Below are 14,433 nucleotides of genomic sequence, written 5' to 3'. Positions count from 1 at the left end.
GACGGGTGGTCTTCCGTGCCGGCCGGCACGGAAGACCACCCGTCCAGCGGCACCCCGCCCGGCCCACCCCGAAAGGCGACGCCCCGTCAGGTCCCGCACCATGCGTAGGGAGGACCGCCGTCCGGTGGAGTCCCAGGTCCGCGCTCTCGGGAGGATCCGCCATGACCGCCAGTCTGGAGCAGTTGCGCCGCTGCCACTTCGCCGTCGACCTGGGCGCGGCACGCACCCGCGTCTACGTGAAGGGGGCCGGGCTGATCGTCGACCAGCCCAGCGTCGCCGCCGTGAACACCAGGACCGGCGCACTGATCGCGGTCGGTGAGTTCGCCGAGAAGATGACGGGCCGCACCCCCGACTACATCCGCGTCGTACGCCCCGTCTCCGGCGGCACGGTCGTCGACATCGAGATGGCCCAGCGCATGCTGCGTCAGCTCCTCGGCGACAAGGTCCGCCGCACCCTGCGCCGCAAGCCGCTGCTGCGGGCCGCCGCCTGCACCCCGCACGGCTCCGACCCGCTGGCCCAGCGGGCGACCACAGAGACGCTCGTGGGTCTCGGCGCGCGGCGCGTCGAGCTGGTCGACACGCTCATCGCCGCCGGTGTCGGCTGCGGGCTTCCCGTGGAGCGCCCCGAGGCCACCATGGTCATGGTGTGCGGGGCCGCCGCGACCCAGGTCGCCGTGCTGTCGCTCGGCTCGATCGTCACGGCCGAGCGCATCCCCGTGGGCGGCGAGGCCATCGACCACGCGATCGTCCAGCACCTGCGCCACCACCACGAGCTGATGCTGCCCTCGCAGTCCGTCCGCCCCCTGCAGCTGGCCCTCTCCGGGAACGGTCTCACCTCGCAGGGCCCCGCCTCCACGGAGATCCACGGCAGGGACGTGGCCACCGGCCTGGCCCGCTCCGTGCAGGTCGACACGGCCGCCGTGCGCGACGCCATCCAGACCCCGCTGACGGCGGTGCTCGACGGCATCGGCAAGGTGCTGCGGGTCTGCCCGCCGGACCTGGTGGCCGACCTCGCCGACCGCGGGATCATGATGGTCGGCGGCAGCGCCCTGCTGCCGGGCCTCGACCAGATGCTGCGGCAGGCGACGGGCATGCCGGTGCACATCGCCGAACGGCCCGACGTGTGCGCGGTCCTCGGTCTGGGCGCCATGCTGGAGGGCAGGATCGAACCGCTGGTCCTCAGTCCGGCGGCCGGCTGAGCGCCGCGCAGGCAACCGCGGACGCAGCGCCTCCACCCCGCCGCCGCAGATGACGCAGCCCACGGAACCGGCCCCCGAAGACCCCACGCCCTCCCCGCCGCCCGCCGCCCTCCCTCTCCCCCGTCTCCTCGAAGCCGTCCTGGGCGTCGGGAGCGACCTCGAACTGCGCGGCACGCTGCAGCGCATCGTGGAGAACGCGGCCGCGCTGACCGGCGCCCGGTACGCGGCGCTCGGGGTGCTCGCCCCGGGTGACGACGGCGGTCTGGCGGAGTTCTGCACGACCGGCCTGCCGGAGGCCGACCGGGCCCGGATCGGCCGGCCGCCCAGCGGACGCCGGGGCGTGCTCGGCGCCGTCGTCCATGAGCGGGCGCCGCTCAGGCTCACCGACCTGACCGCCGACCCGCGTTCGTGCGGCGTACCGCCCGGGCACCCGCGGATGCGCGGCTTCCTCGGCGTACCGCTGTTCGTGGAGGACGAGGTGTACGGCAACCTCTACCTCACCGAGAAGCGCGGCGGCCCCTTCACCGCCGAGGACGAGCAGGTGGTGCGCCTGCTGGCCGCCCAGGCCGGCATCGCGATCGGCAACGCCCGCCTGTACGAGACCGCGCGGCGGCGGGAGCGCTGGATCGAGGGTGCGGCCGCCGTGACGACGGCGCTGCTCACCGGCGAGGCGGCGGCCGACGCGCTGATGACGGTCGCCGAGCGCGCCCGTGTGCTGGCCGACGCGTCGGCCGGGGTGATCCTGCAGCCCACGGACGAGGGGGGCATGGAGATCGTCACGGCGTCGGCGCCGGCCGGCGCGGCGGGCCTGGTCGGTACGACGATCGCGCCGGGCAGCGCGGTCCTGGAGCAACTGCTGGGCGGTGAGCCGGTGTTCCTGGACGACTCGGCGACCGACGCCCGCATGACGACCCCCGTACGGCACCGGTTCGGGCCCAGCATGATGCTGCCGCTGCAGGCCGAGGGCCGGCTCATCGGCACCCTGGCCCTGCCCCGCCGGCGCGGCGACCCGCAGTACAGCCCGGCGGAGAAGCTGCTGGCCACGCAGTTCGCCTCGCAGGCCGCGCTGGCGCTGGTGCTGGCGGACGCGCGGCAGCGCCGGGAGCGGCTGGCCGTCTTCGAGGACCGCGACCGGATCGCGCGCGACCTGCACGACCTGGTCGTCCAGCGGCTGTTCGCCACCGGCATGATGCTGGAGTCCACGCAGCGGCGTACGGCCGCGGAGGCGCGGGACGCCGACGTCCACGCGACCCTCGGCCGGGCCGTCGAGGAACTGAGGTCCACCGTCCAGGAGGTCCGTACGGCGATCTTCGCCCTGCAGCAGCCGCCCGCCGACGCCCCGACGACCTTCCGGGGCAAGGTGCTTCGTGAGACGTCGGGTGCGGGGGCGGTCCTCGGCGTCCAGCCTTCGGTCCACTTCACCGGGCCCGTCGACGCCCGTGTCCCGGACCCGGTGGCGGGACACCTCCTCACCGCCCTGCGCGGCGCCCTGGCCGCCGCGTCCCGCCGCGCCGGCACGACCCGTATCGCCGTCACGGTGGACGCGACGGCGACGCTCCCGGACGGCCGCCCCGCGGTACGCCTGACGGTGTCCACGAACGGCGACACGGACGGGACCGAAGCCGGGGCCGGGACCGGGGCCGGGGACGAGGACGGGGCCGGGACCGGGGACGAGGGCGAGAACGGGGCCGACGGACAGGCACCCACGGCGACATGGCAGTTCCCCCTCTGAGGGACCGGGCCGCCGCGGCCGGGCCGCCGCGGCCGGGCCGCCGTGACCGGGCCGCCGTGACCGGGCTCCGCCTTCCGCTCGCCGCGGTTTCCCCCTAACCTCGGATCAGGTGACGCCGGGCTGCTGCCCGCGCCGCAGGCTCCCGGCCCTCGAGCCATGGCTGAACCTCCCAGGCCGGCCGGAGCCGCATCACCGACAACGCAGCTCCGGCCTCCGCCCTCCGGCATGCCCGACGAGGCGACTCCCGCCGTCTCGTACCGCCAGGAGGGCACCTCGCGAGGGCCCGACACAGGGGGAGCCCCGGTCCCTCGCGCCCCGGCCGCCGTTGCCCGCGCGGCGGCGGCCGGGCACCGACCGGCGTGCCACCGCGGGCGCCCCGTGTCCGCACCCCGAACCGGGCATGTCCTCGTACGGACCGCTCCGCGCGTTCTCGTCACGGGAAGAGCGGAGCACCGATTCCGGCGCATCCACCCACGGGCCGTCACCCCGCGTGCCTTTGCCGCTACGCTGTGGGATGCGGTCGGCGGCCGGGGCGCCGCACGGGACGCACCGACGAAAGCGTGGGTGGAGGACATGAGTTCCTCGGTCAGGGAACTCCCGGACGGCCCGTACGCGGCGGCGAACGAGGAGGAGCGCCGGGTGCGGACGCTCCTCCGCGCCCGGGTGCGGAGCCTCGGCATCACGCCCGTGTCCGTGCGCCCGGCACCCGTCGGCGCGGCACGGTTCGCGACCACGACCGGCCACCGGCGCACCCCCGGTCACGCGGGGGCCGCGGGCCCGCACCGGGCCGAAGCGCGCCGGATCACCGCAGTCCTGGGCGAAGGACCCGGCGCCACACCGCGCGAAGCGCCGGCCCGGCCACGCGCCTCGGACCCGCACCCCGGGCCCGTCCCCGACGGGCACCGCCCATGCCGTCGTCCGCCGGAAACCGCCGGACGACACCGACTGACGCGGTCGACCGCACCGGCCACGCCCTGCGCGGAAGACAAGGAACCCACCATGAGCAGGCAGCAGCACATCGCCCGCACCTTCATCGAACTGGCCGACACCCTCGTCGAGGGCTTCGACATCATCGACTTCCTGCACCGGATGACGGTGCGCTGCCAGGAACTCCTCGACGTCGCCGACGCCGCGGTCTTCCTGGACCACCCCGGCCCTCGCCTGCACAACTCCGCGCCCTGCGGTCCCGGCCCCCTCCTGCAGCCGGTCCTGGACGCCGCCTGCGGCCAGGGCCCGGCCATGGACGCCCACCTCACCGCGCGCCCCGTCACCACCCGGAGTTCCACCGACGCGGACATGCTGTGGCCGCAGTTCACCCCGCGGTTACGGGCCGCCGGCTACACCCTCGCCACCGCCCTGCCGATGCGCCTGCGCCGGGACGGCATCGGCAGCCTGCTCCTCCTCCAGACCGGAGGGCAGCCGCTGAGCGCCGACGACCTGGCCCTCGCCCGGGCATTCGCCGACGCCGCGGCCATCGGCCTGATGCAGGCCCGCACCATCAGCCGGCAGCACACCGTCAACGAGCAGCTGCACACCGCCCTGCAGAGCCGCATCGTCATCGAACAGGCGAAAGGCGTCCTCGCCGCCCGCCACGGCATCACCCTCGGCCAGGCCTTCAACTCCCTGCGCCACCACGCCCGCCACCACCGCCTCCTGCTCGGCAAGGTCGCCCAGGACGTCATCGACAACCAGCTGACGCCCGATCCGGCCCCCGCCCGGCCGCGGAACAACGCCGCGGGCACCGAGTAGCACGCCCAGGGCGGACAGCGACCGGTCCGCCGGGTCCGTCAGTCGAGCCGCAGGCGGCCGGCGACGACGTCGTGGGCGACGCCGCCGAGCGAGCGGTCGGAGCGCCAGGCGTACGCACGCAGGCGCAGCAGAGCCTCCTCCACGCTCACGCACAGATGCACGCTGAGCATGCCGGCGGCCTGGTGGACCTCGGCGCGGTAGAGATCCACGCCGTCGCCGTCGCCGCCCCAGCTCTCCGGCGGGGTCTGCAGCAGCAGGTCCACGGCGGCCCGGGCGAACAGGGTGCAGTCACGCTGCTGGCCGTCGGGGAAGGGGGCGGGAGTGGTGCGGTAGCCGGTCAGGGCACCGACGCCGACGCCGTCCCGGCACAGCGGGACGGCTATGACGGCGCGGGCCCGGGTGCGGACCGCGGCCGGGGCGAACGCGGGCCAGCGCCGGGTGGCCGCGGCGGCGGTGAGGTCGGGCACGGTGACGGCGCGCCCGGTGCGGGCGGCCTGCCAGGTGGGGCCCTCGCCGACGGCGTACTGCAGATCCTCCAGGGTGTGACCGAACCGGTCGGCGGGATCGGTCCACAGCAGCTCGGGCGCGCCGCGGGCCGGCAGCAGACTCACCGTCACGGCGTCCAGACCCAACAGCCGGGCGACGGTGGCCGCCGGGGCGGCGGACAGATCGCGCCCGGTGCGGGCGGCCTGGTGCAGGTGCTCCAGAAGAGCGGCGAACTCACTGCGGGACATCACTCACCCCGTCGGTGCGGACCCGCCCTGCCGAGGGGCAGGTCGGGTGAGGGGACATCAGGGCTCCCGGCGCGCAGGCCGTTTCGCCGGCACCCACCCTTCCACCCTTTCCTCACCCGAACTACACGTCAGCCGATGCACGAACAGCGATACACCGGTCCGAAAACGTGAAACGGACGCCTGCGGACACGGCCTCCCCGGGCCCCGAGGTGATCCGGGGGACGGACTGCGGCAGCCCGCGGGCGGTGGCGATCGCACCGGAACCGCCGCAGCCGCCTCTCCTCGCGGCCTGCGGCCCGATGCACCCCTCCAGGCACTCCCGGCCCACGGCAAAAATTTCGTCCCCAGGTGCCCTGGAGCCGATGCATCGTGTTTGAAAACACCGGAGCGGAACATACGGATGCTCTGACGCAGTCTTTATACGACCAGGTAGGAGACATCATCATGGGCATCATCGCCTGGATACTCATCGGTCTGCTCGCGGGCATCATCGCCAAGGCACTCATGCCGGGCAAGGACCCGGGCGGCATCATCATCACGATGCTCATCGGCATCGCGGGAGGTCTCCTCGGCGGCTGGCTCGGCAAGGTCATCTTCGGCGTCGACTCCATCGACGGCTTCTTCGACCTCTCCACCTGGATCGCCGCCATCGTCGGCTCGCTCATCCTGCTCCTCCTGTACCGGGTCATCACCGGCAACCGGCGCCACGCCTGACCCCGCGCCCCGCACCTTCACACAACGGCTCCGCCCCCACCCAGGTGGGGGCGGAGCCGTTTCGCACAGCGCAGGGCACCGGGTCGTAGAGATCCTGGAAGTACGTCCGCGCTGCGCTTGCCGACCTTGTCAGCCCGAGACTCCCGTCGGCGCGAAGGAGCAACCGGGTGCGACGGACCCGCGACCGAGCGTACGGGCGCTCCGGGTGCCGGCCCGGATACGCGCGGGCAAGCGCGCGGAGAAGCCCCCGGCGCGGCTGCCGGACACCGCGTCGGGCAGGGGTCACGTCACCGGAGCCGTTTCCCCCACCTCGGTCACCCGCTCCGCCGCAGGTCAGGGGGTGGAACTCCCAGAACGTCGCCCGACCCCGAAGCCACGGGCAACGCCTTCGGTCCGTTCGGGCGAAACCGACGTCCCGGCACTCGAAAGGAACGTTTCCGCGGCTCATGGGCCTGCGCAGGTGGGGCGGGTGGGACTCGAACCCACGGCCGGCGGATTATGAGTCCGCTGCTCTAACCGGCTGAGCTACCGCCCCATTACGGCGCGTCGCGCACAAGTGTGCGCGCCGTCTGCCGCAGCATAGCCGCTCATACGATCTCCTGCTCCGGATGGTCGGCTTAGCCTGCCCTCAAGGACCCCACCTGGGACGCAGCGGTTCCCGGGGGCATGAAAAAGGACCCCGATGGGTTCCACGGGGTCCTCGTCCGGCCTGCTCTCCCGACTGGACTCGAACCAGTAACCTGCCGGTTAACAGCCGGCTGCTCTGCCAATTGAGCTACGGAAGATCGAAGCTCCCCCGACTGGACTCGAACCAGTAACCTGCCGGTTAACAGCCGGCTGCTCTGCCAATTGAGCTACAGGGGATTGCCTCGTCCGCATCGAACGCATCTCCCTGGGTATTCGCCAGAGGGCGTGCGCTCGCTGCGACACATACATTAGCGCAAGCAGGGGGGTGCTCCGCCAATCGGTAACCCGCCTGCGACGACGCCGCCGCACTGGACCGACCACAAGAGGGACTCACAAGAGGAAGGGTGGCCCCCATGCGCTACCGGCTCACGTTCGTCGTCGGACTCGCCTTCGGGTACGTGCTGGGCACACGTGCCGGGCGCGAGCGCTACGAGCAGTTGAGGAAGACCGCCCAGCGGGTCTCGCAGAACCCGGCGGTGCGCAACACCGCCGAGTCCGCGGCCCAGCAGGGGCGCCTGTTCGCCGGGAAGGCGTACGACGTGGTCAGCGAGAAGGTCGGTGACCGGGTCCCCGACTCGGTCACCGACCGGGTGCGCTCCCTGCGTGAGCGCAACACGAACGGCACCCGTACCGAGGACGACTGGGGCACCACCAATCCCTGACGGCACTCCTCCGGCACGGTTTCGGCGCTCCTCCCGAGGGGCGCGAGGAACAGCGCGACCAGCCCGGACGACGCCGCGGGCGCGGAGCGACGGGCACCCCGGCGGCGCCCGTGGCCCGAGCCGACGCGGCGATACGGCAGAATTTCCGCCATGGGGATAGTCGCCGGGCTGGACAGTTCGCCCGATTTCACACGCATCGTCGTCTGCGACGCGGACAGCGGAGCCGTACTCCGGCAGGGCTATGCCCCGCATCCGTCGGACGGCCCGGCGGAGGGCACCCGGCCGTCCGACGTCGACCCGCAGGCCTGGCTGCTCTCCCTGGGCGAGGCCGCGGGCGGCGGCCTCCTGGAGGGCGTCCAGGCCATCGGCGTGTCCGCACAGCAGAACGGCCTCGTCCCCGTCGACAGCCAGGGCAACACGGTCCGCCCGGCGATGGTCGGCGGGGACAAGCGTGCCCAGGTCGCCGCCGCCGACCTCATCGACGCGCTCGGCGGACGGGAGGCCTGGGCGCAGGCCGTGGGATCGGTGCCGCAGGCCGCGCAGCCCGTGACGAAACTCCGCTGGCTCGCGAGGACCGAACCCGAGTCGGCCCTGCGCACCGCCTCGCTGCTCCAGGCGCACGACTGGCTGGTGTGGCAGCTGCTCGGCCGGCCGGCCCGCCGCACCACCGACCGCGGCGGCGCCTCGGGCACCGGTTACTGGTCGGCCGCGACCGGCTCGTACCGGCCGGATCTGGTGGAGCTGGCGCTCGGCCACCAGGCGCTGCTGCCCGATGTGCTCGGACCGTGGGAGGCCGCGGGGACGACGCCCGAGGGGCTGCTGATCTCGGCGGGCACGGGCGAGACGATGGCGGCGGCCTTCGGTCTGGGCATCGGGCTCGGGGACGCGGTGGTGTCGCTCGGCGCCTCCGGTTCCGTGATGGCCGTCCACCACGAGGCGCTGGTCGACTCCTCCGGGATGATCACCTCGCTCGCGGACGCGACCGGCATGCACCTGCCGGTCGTCACCACGCTCAACGCCGTACGGGCCCTGCGCGGCGCGGCCGAACTCCTCGGCGTACCCGATCTCCAGGCCCTGTCGGATCTGGCCATGAAGTCCACGCCCGGCTCGCACGGGCTCGTGCTGCTGCCGTACCTGGAGGGCGAGCGCACGCCCAACCTGCCGCACACGGCGGGGACGCTGGCCGGGCTGCGGCGGGAGTCGATGCGGCCCGAGCACCTGGCGCGGGCCGCCTTCGAGGGCATGCTGTGCGGGCTGGCGGACGCGCTGGACGTGCTGCGCGGACGGGGCGTGGAGGTCCGGCGGATCTTCCTGCTGGGCCAGGCCGCGGAGCTGGGCGCGGTGCAGGCGTGCGCGCCCGCGCTGCTCGGTACGCAGATCGTGGTGCCGCAGCCCGCGGACTACGCGGCGATCGGCGCGGCCCGGCAGGCGGCCTGGGCGCTCGGTGTGCAGCAGGGCACGGTCCAGCCGGGTCTGCCGCCCGTCTGGCAGGGCGCGGCGGCGCAGGTCCTGGAGCCGGGCGAGGACCTGCCGGTGGGCCAGGCCGTGCGGCAGCAGTACGTGTCGGTGCGGGACCAGACCCACCCGGGCGCCTTCCGGTCCTGAGCCCCGCGCGGGTCCTCGGTCCCGAGCCGTACGCGGGAGCACGCGGCCTGCGCGGGAGCACGCGGCCTGCGCGGGAGCACGCGGCCTGCGCGGGAGCACGCGGCCTACGACTTCGGTCGCGGGCCTGTCCGCTCTTGGTCCTCTCTTGGGTTAATCAGTTGAGGTAACACCGGTGGAGTGCCCGACGATGGGGGCCAGGGGCAACCAGCCGCTCCGCCGCCGACTCCGAGAGACCCAGCGTGCTCATAAGAATCCTGCGTACCCATCTCACGCCCTACAAGAAACCCATCGCCCTGCTCGTCCTCCTGCAGTTCCTGCAGACCTGCGCCACGCTCTTCCTGCCCACCCTGAACGCCGACATCATCGACAACGGTGTCGTCAAGGGCGACACGGGCTACATCCTGTCCTTCGGCGCCCTGATGATCGGCATCTCGCTGGCGCAGGTCGTCTGCAACATCGGCGCCGTCTACCACGGCGCCCGCACGGCCGCGGCGGTCGGCCGTGACATCCGGGCCGCGATCTTCGACCGCGTGCAGTCGTTCTCCGCGCGTGAGGTGGGCCATTTCGGGGCGCCGTCCCTGATCACCCGCACGACGAACGACGTGCAGCAGGTGCAGATGCTCACCCTGATGACGTTCACGCTGCTGGTGTCGGCGCCCATCATGTGCGTGGGCGGCATCGTGCTGGCCCTCGGCCTGGACGTGCCGCTGTCCGGGGTGCTGCTGGCCGTCGTGCCGGTGCTCGGCATCGCGGTCAGTCTGATCGTGCGCCGGCTGCGGCCGCTGTTCCGGACCATGCAGGTGCGCCTCGACACGGTGAACCGGGTGCTGCGCGAGCAGATCACCGGCAACCGTGTCATCCGGGCCTTCGTGCGCGACGCGTACGAGGAGGAGCGCTTCCGCAAGGCGAACGCCGACCTCACCGAGGTGTCCCTCGGTACCGGGCGGATGCTGGCGCTGATGTTCCCGATCGTCATGACGGTGGTGAACGTCTCGTCGGTCGCGGTGGTGTGGTTCGGTGCCCACCGGATCGACAGCGGCGGGATGGAGATCGGCGCGCTGACCGCGTTCCTCGCCTATCTGATGCAGATCGTGATGTCCGTGATGATGGCCACCTTCATGTTCATGATGGTGCCGCGCGCCGAGGTCTGCGCCGAGCGCATCCAGGAGGTCCTGGACACCTCCAGCAGCGTGGTCCCGCCGAAGGCGCCCGTCCTGGAGCTGCGGCGGCACGGTCATCTGGAGCTGCGCGGGGCCGGGTTCCGCTACCCGGGCGCCGAGGAGCCGGTACTGAAGGCCGTCGACCTGGTGGCGCTGCCCGGCGAGACGACCGCCGTGATCGGTTCGACCGGCAGCGGCAAGTCGACCCTCCTGGGGCTGGTCCCCCGGCTGTTCGACGCCACCGACGGCGAGGTGCTGGTGGACGGCGTCGACGTACGGACGGTCGAGCCGCGGCTGCTGGCGCGCACGGTGGGCCTCGTACCGCAGAAGCCGTACCTGTTCGCCGGCACGGTGGCCTCCAACCTGCGGTACGGCAATCCGGACGCGACGGACGAGGAGCTGTGGCACGCGCTGGAGGTGGCGCAGGCCAAGGGGTTCGTGGAGGGTCTGGAGAACGGTCTGGACGCCCCGATCGCGCAGGGCGGCGCCAATGTGTCGGGCGGTCAGCGGCAGCGGCTCGCCATCGCCCGCACCCTCGTGCAGCGGCCCGAGATCTACCTCTTCGACGACTCGTTCTCCGCGCTCGACTACGCGACGGACGCGGCGCTGCGTACGGCGCTCGCGCGGGAGACCGCCGAGGCGACCGTCGTGATCGTCGCCCAGCGGGTCTCCACCATCCGCGACGCCGACCGGATCGTGGTGCTGGACGAGGGCCGGGTCGTGGGGACCGGCCGCCACCACGAGCTGATGGCGGACAACGAGACCTACCGGGAGATCGTGCTCTCCCAGCTGACGGAAGCGGAGGCAGCCTGATGGCCGGGCCCATGGGGCGGATGATGGCCGGGTCGGGACCCGACCATCACTCGATGGATTTCAAGGGGTCCGGCAAGCGGCTGCTGACGCAGTTCAGGCCGGAACGGGCCACGCTGTACGGGATGCTCGCCGCGGTGGTCTGCAGTGTGGGCCTGTCGGTCCTGGGCCCGAAGATCCTGGGGCGGGCCACCGACCTCGTCTTCGCCGGGGTCGTCGGACGCGAGATGCCCGCCGGGCGGTCGAAGGCCGAGGTCCTCGCGGCGATGCGGGAGCGCGGTGACGGCAAGATGGCCGACATGCTCTCGGGCACGGACTTCACCCCCGGCGAGGGCATCGACTTCGGTGCGGTCGGCGAGGTGCTGGGGCTCGCCCTGGGTGCGTTCCTGCTGGCCGGTCTGCTGATGGCGGTGGCGACGCGGCTGGTGAACCGGGCCGTCAACCTGACGATGTACAAGATGCGCGAGGACGTGCAGACCAAGCTGTCGCGGCTGCCGCTCTCGTACTTCGACAAGCGGCAGCGCGGTGAGGTGCTCAGCCGCGCCACGAATGACATCGACAACATCGGGCAGACCCTCCAGCAGTCGATGGGCCAGCTCGTCAATTCGCTGCTGACCATCGTCGGTGTGCTGGTGATGATGTTCTACGTGTCGTGGCTGCTCGCGCTCGTCGCGCTGGTCACCGTGCCCCTGTCGTTCGTCGTCGCGACCCGGGTGGGCAAGCGGTCGCAGCCGCACTTCGTGCAGCAGTGGCGGACCACCGGCAAACTCAACGCGCACATCGAGGAGATGTACACCGGGCACAACCTGGTGAAGGTCTTCGGACGGCAGGACGAGTCGGCGGCGCAGTTCGCCGAGGAGAACGACAAGCTGTACGAGGCCGGGTTCCGGGCGCAGTTCAACAGCGGTGTCATGCAGCCGCTGATGATGTTCGTGTCGAACCTGAACTACGTGCTGGTGGCGGTGGTCGGCGGTCTGCGGGTCGCCTCCGGCTCGCTGTCGATCGGTGACGTGCAGGCCTTCATCCAGTACTCCCGGCAGTTCTCCATGCCGCTCACCCAGGTCGCCTCCATGGCGAACCTCGTGCAGTCCGGGGTCGCGTCGGCGGAGCGGGTCTTCGAGCTGCTGGACGCGCAGGAGCAGGAGGCGGACCCCGTCACGGGGGCACGTCCGGCGGAACTGCGGGGCCGGGTGGCGCTGGAGGGGGTCTCCTTCCGGTACGACCCGGAGAAGCCGCTCATCGAGGACCTGTCGCTGGCGGTGGAGCCGGGCCACACGGTGGCGATCGTGGGGCCGACGGGCGCCGGCAAGACGACGCTGGTGAACCTGCTGATGCGGTTCTACGAGACGACGGGCGGGCGGATCACGCTCGACGGGGTCGACGTCGCCACGATGTCCCGCGACGAACTGCGGGCCTCCATCGGCATGGTGCTCCAGGACACCTGGCTGTTCGGCGGGACCATCGCGGAGAACATCGCGTACGGGGCCTCCGGCGAGGTCACCCGCGGGGAGATCGAGGAGGCGGCCCGGGCCGCCCACGCCGACCGGTTCGTGCGGACGCTGCCCGACGGGTACGACACCGTCATCGACGACGAGGGGTCCGGGGTGAGCGCGGGCGAGAAGCAGCTCATCACGATCGCGCGGGCGTTCCTGTCCGATCCGGTGATCCTGGTCCTCGACGAGGCGACGAGTTCCGTGGACACGCGGACCGAGGTGCTCATCCAGAAGGCGATGGCGAAGCTCGCGCACGGGCGGACGTCGTTCGTCATCGCGCATCGTCTGTCGACGATCCGCGATGCCGACACCATTCTGGTGATGGAGGACGGGGCGATCGTGGAGCAGGGGGCGCATGCCGAGCTGCTCGCGGCGGGCGGGGCGTACGCGCGCCTGTACAAGGCCCAGTTCGCCCAGGCGGTGGTGGAGATGGACTGAGGGGTCCGGCAGGATTCCTCCGCCCCCGCGATCGCGCTTCGCGCTCGTGGGGGCGGGCAAGGCCCTCAGTCCAGGTAGCCCCGCAGCTGGTCCGCGAACGCGTGGTCGCGGAGTTTGTTCAGGGTCTTGGACTCGATCTGGCGGATCCGTTCGCGGGTGACGCCGAAGATCCGCCCGATCTCCTCCAGCGTGCGGGGACGCCCGTCCGCCAGGCCGTAGCGCAGCTGGACCACCTTGCGTTCACGCTCCCCGAGCGTGGACAGGACCGCCTCCAGGTGCTCCCGCAGCAGCATGAACGCCGCCGACTCCACCGGACTCGTCGCGTCCCCGTCCTCGATGAGGTCACCGAGGGCGACGTCGTCCTCCTCCCCCACCGGCGCGTGCAGGGACACCGGCTCCTGGGCCAGCCGCAGCACCTCGCTGACCCGCTCCCCGGTCAGGTCGAGGTGCGCGGCGACCTCCTCGGGCGTCGGCTCGTACCCCCGCTCCTGGAGCATCCGCCGCTGCACCCGGACGACCCGGTTGATCAGTTCGACGACGTGGACGGGCACCCGGATCGTGCGGGCCTGGTCGGCGAGGGCGCGGGACATGGCCTGGCGGATCCACCAGGTCGCGTACGTCGAGAACTTGTACCCGCGGGCGTAGTCGAACTTCTCGACGGCCCGGATCAGCCCGAGGTTCCCCTCCTGGACCAGGTCGAGCATGGTCAGTCCGCGCCCCACGTACCGCTTGGCGACCGAGACGACGAGCCGCAGGTTGGCCTCGATGAGACGGCGCTTGGCCATCCGCCCCATGACGACCAACTTGTCCAGGTCGAGGGCGAGCTGGCTGTCGAGGTCCGACGCGAGCCGGAGCTTCTCCTCGGCGAAGAGGCCCGCCTCCACCCTGCGGGCGAGCTCCACCTCCTCCACCGCGGTGAGGAGCGGGATCCGGCCGATCTCCCGCAGGTACTGGCGGAACAGGTCGGACGAGGGCCCGCCGGTGTCCGCGCGTCCACGGGGCAGTTCCACCGGCTCCGGCGTCTCCGTCTCGCTCTCCACCAGGACCGCGACGGGCGGCTCCGGCGCGCTCTCCGGCTCCTCGGCGGTCCCGGACGCCGCGGTCTCGGGGTGGAGCGCGGCGCGGTTCTGCGGTGGTACGGCGCCGAGGGTGCCGGCGTCCGTGGTCGTGCCGTTGTCGGTCAGGGTCTGGGTCTGCACGGGGGCGACCTCCAGGAATGTCGCTGCTGGGGCGTGCGGCAGCGGTACGTCAGGGATGGGGTCGACGGCCTCGCCGCTGTCCATCCCGAAGTCATTGAGCGGAACCGCGGGGACTTCGGACCCGTCGCGTTCGGGTCGGCCGCGCTCCGAGGACTCAGGCACCGGAACCCAGTGTGGAGTACGACACATCGTCGCCACGAGGGGCGTGCGGTGACTTTTTGAGTCCGGTCCGTGACCACGCGGTTACCCTC

The 14,433-nt window shown here is 72.4% G+C and carries 10 protein-coding genes and 3 tRNA genes; 8 read left to right on the top strand and 5 right to left on the bottom strand.

The annotated features are described in order from the left end of the window. The first annotated feature begins 161 nt into the window (after nt 1–161). The 3 genes from QFZ75_RS26260 to QFZ75_RS26250 all read left to right on the top strand — a co-directional run bounded on the left by QFZ75_RS26260 (nt 162) and on the right by QFZ75_RS26250 (nt 4,680). Nucleotides 162–1,199, top strand: coding sequence for a rod shape-determining protein (locus QFZ75_RS26260; protein WP_307540707.1), 1,038 nt, complete (start codon nt 162–164; stop codon nt 1,197–1,199). 49 nt (nt 1,200–1,248) lie between these two features. Continuing rightward, complete coding sequence (locus QFZ75_RS26255; protein ID WP_307540705.1) at nt 1,249–2,931, top strand: GAF domain-containing protein; 1,683 nt, start codon at nt 1,249–1,251, stop codon at nt 2,929–2,931. 999 nt (nt 2,932–3,930) lie between these two features. Continuing rightward, nucleotides 3,931–4,680, top strand: a complete 750-nt coding sequence (locus QFZ75_RS26250; protein WP_307540702.1) for an ANTAR domain-containing protein — start codon at nt 3,931–3,933, stop codon at nt 4,678–4,680. A 38-nt stretch (nt 4,681–4,718) separates the two neighbouring features. On the opposite strand, the gene QFZ75_RS26245 is transcribed toward QFZ75_RS26250, so the two are convergent. Further along, the gene (locus tag QFZ75_RS26245; protein ID WP_307540700.1) at nt 4,719–5,414 is read right to left on the bottom strand and encodes a GAF and ANTAR domain-containing protein; all 696 of its coding nucleotides are present in this window, start codon (nt 5,412–5,414) and stop codon (nt 4,719–4,721) included. A gap of 444 nt (nt 5,415–5,858) precedes the next feature. Between QFZ75_RS26245 and QFZ75_RS26240 the strand changes: the two genes are divergently transcribed. After that, a complete protein-coding gene (locus QFZ75_RS26240) occupies nt 5,859–6,128 on the top strand; it encodes a GlsB/YeaQ/YmgE family stress response membrane protein (protein ID WP_307540699.1) in 270 nt (89 codons plus the stop codon). A 461-nt stretch (nt 6,129–6,589) separates the two neighbouring features. Here QFZ75_RS26240 and QFZ75_RS26235 read toward each other — a convergent pair. From QFZ75_RS26235 to QFZ75_RS26225, 3 genes are all read right to left on the bottom strand, one after another. Further along, a tRNA-Ile gene (locus tag QFZ75_RS26235) sits at nt 6,590–6,663 on the bottom strand. Nucleotides 6,664–6,840: 177 nt separating this feature from the next. Next, a tRNA-Asn gene (locus QFZ75_RS26230) sits at nt 6,841–6,913 on the bottom strand. A 6-nt stretch (nt 6,914–6,919) separates the two neighbouring features. Then, nucleotides 6,920–6,992, bottom strand: a tRNA-Asn gene (locus tag QFZ75_RS26225). Nucleotides 6,993–7,168: 176 nt separating this feature from the next. Here QFZ75_RS26225 and QFZ75_RS26220 point away from each other — a divergent pair. The 4 genes from QFZ75_RS26220 to QFZ75_RS26205 all read left to right on the top strand — a co-directional run bounded on the left by QFZ75_RS26220 (nt 7,169) and on the right by QFZ75_RS26205 (nt 12,983). Continuing rightward, nucleotides 7,169–7,477 (top strand): YtxH domain-containing protein, encoded by a 309-nt coding sequence (locus QFZ75_RS26220; protein ID WP_307540698.1) that lies wholly within the window; start codon nt 7,169–7,171, stop codon nt 7,475–7,477. A gap of 150 nt (nt 7,478–7,627) precedes the next feature. After that, complete coding sequence (locus QFZ75_RS26215) at nt 7,628–9,082, top strand: FGGY family carbohydrate kinase (RefSeq protein ID WP_307540697.1); 1,455 nt, start codon at nt 7,628–7,630, stop codon at nt 9,080–9,082. A gap of 239 nt (nt 9,083–9,321) precedes the next feature. Next, entirely contained in the window at nt 9,322–11,055 is a 1,734-nt protein-coding gene (locus QFZ75_RS26210; RefSeq protein WP_307540695.1) for an ABC transporter ATP-binding protein, read from the top strand. Continuing rightward, nucleotides 11,055–12,983 (top strand): ABC transporter ATP-binding protein, encoded by a 1,929-nt coding sequence (locus tag QFZ75_RS26205; RefSeq protein WP_307540693.1) that lies wholly within the window; start codon nt 11,055–11,057, stop codon nt 12,981–12,983. Before QFZ75_RS26210 ends, QFZ75_RS26205 begins: the two co-directional genes overlap by 1 nt. 65 nt (nt 12,984–13,048) lie before the next feature. Here QFZ75_RS26205 and QFZ75_RS26200 read toward each other — a convergent pair whose 3' ends face one another. After that, on the bottom strand, nt 13,049–14,344 hold the full coding sequence (locus QFZ75_RS26200; protein ID WP_307540691.1) for an RNA polymerase sigma factor: 1,296 nt from the start codon (nt 14,342–14,344) through the stop codon (nt 13,049–13,051). Between the last annotated feature and the right edge of the window lie 89 nt (nt 14,345–14,433).

This window comes from Streptomyces sp. V3I8, assembly GCF_030817535.1.
In the GTDB taxonomy this organism is placed as follows: domain Bacteria; phylum Actinomycetota; class Actinomycetes; order Streptomycetales; family Streptomycetaceae; genus Streptomyces.
This window is presented reverse-complemented; position numbering and strand designations above follow the sequence as displayed.

Coding starts and splice junctions, on each gene's coding strand:
- QFZ75_RS26250 (WP_307540702.1), top strand. CDS start 3,931: ATGAGCAGGCAGCAGCACATCGCCCGCACCTTCATCGAACTGGCCGAC.
- QFZ75_RS26255 (WP_307540705.1), top strand. CDS start 1,249: ATGACGCAGCCCACGGAACCGGCCCCCGAAGACCCCACGCCCTCCCCG.
- QFZ75_RS26260 (WP_307540707.1), top strand. CDS start 162: ATGACCGCCAGTCTGGAGCAGTTGCGCCGCTGCCACTTCGCCGTCGAC.
- QFZ75_RS26220 (WP_307540698.1), top strand. CDS start 7,169: ATGCGCTACCGGCTCACGTTCGTCGTCGGACTCGCCTTCGGGTACGTG.
- QFZ75_RS26240 (WP_307540699.1), top strand. CDS start 5,859: ATGGGCATCATCGCCTGGATACTCATCGGTCTGCTCGCGGGCATCATC.
- QFZ75_RS26245 (WP_307540700.1), bottom strand. CDS start 5,414: ATGTCCCGCAGTGAGTTCGCCGCTCTTCTGGAGCACCTGCACCAGGCC.
- QFZ75_RS26215 (WP_307540697.1), top strand. CDS start 7,628: ATGGGGATAGTCGCCGGGCTGGACAGTTCGCCCGATTTCACACGCATC.
- QFZ75_RS26205 (WP_307540693.1), top strand. CDS start 11,055: ATGGCCGGGCCCATGGGGCGGATGATGGCCGGGTCGGGACCCGACCAT.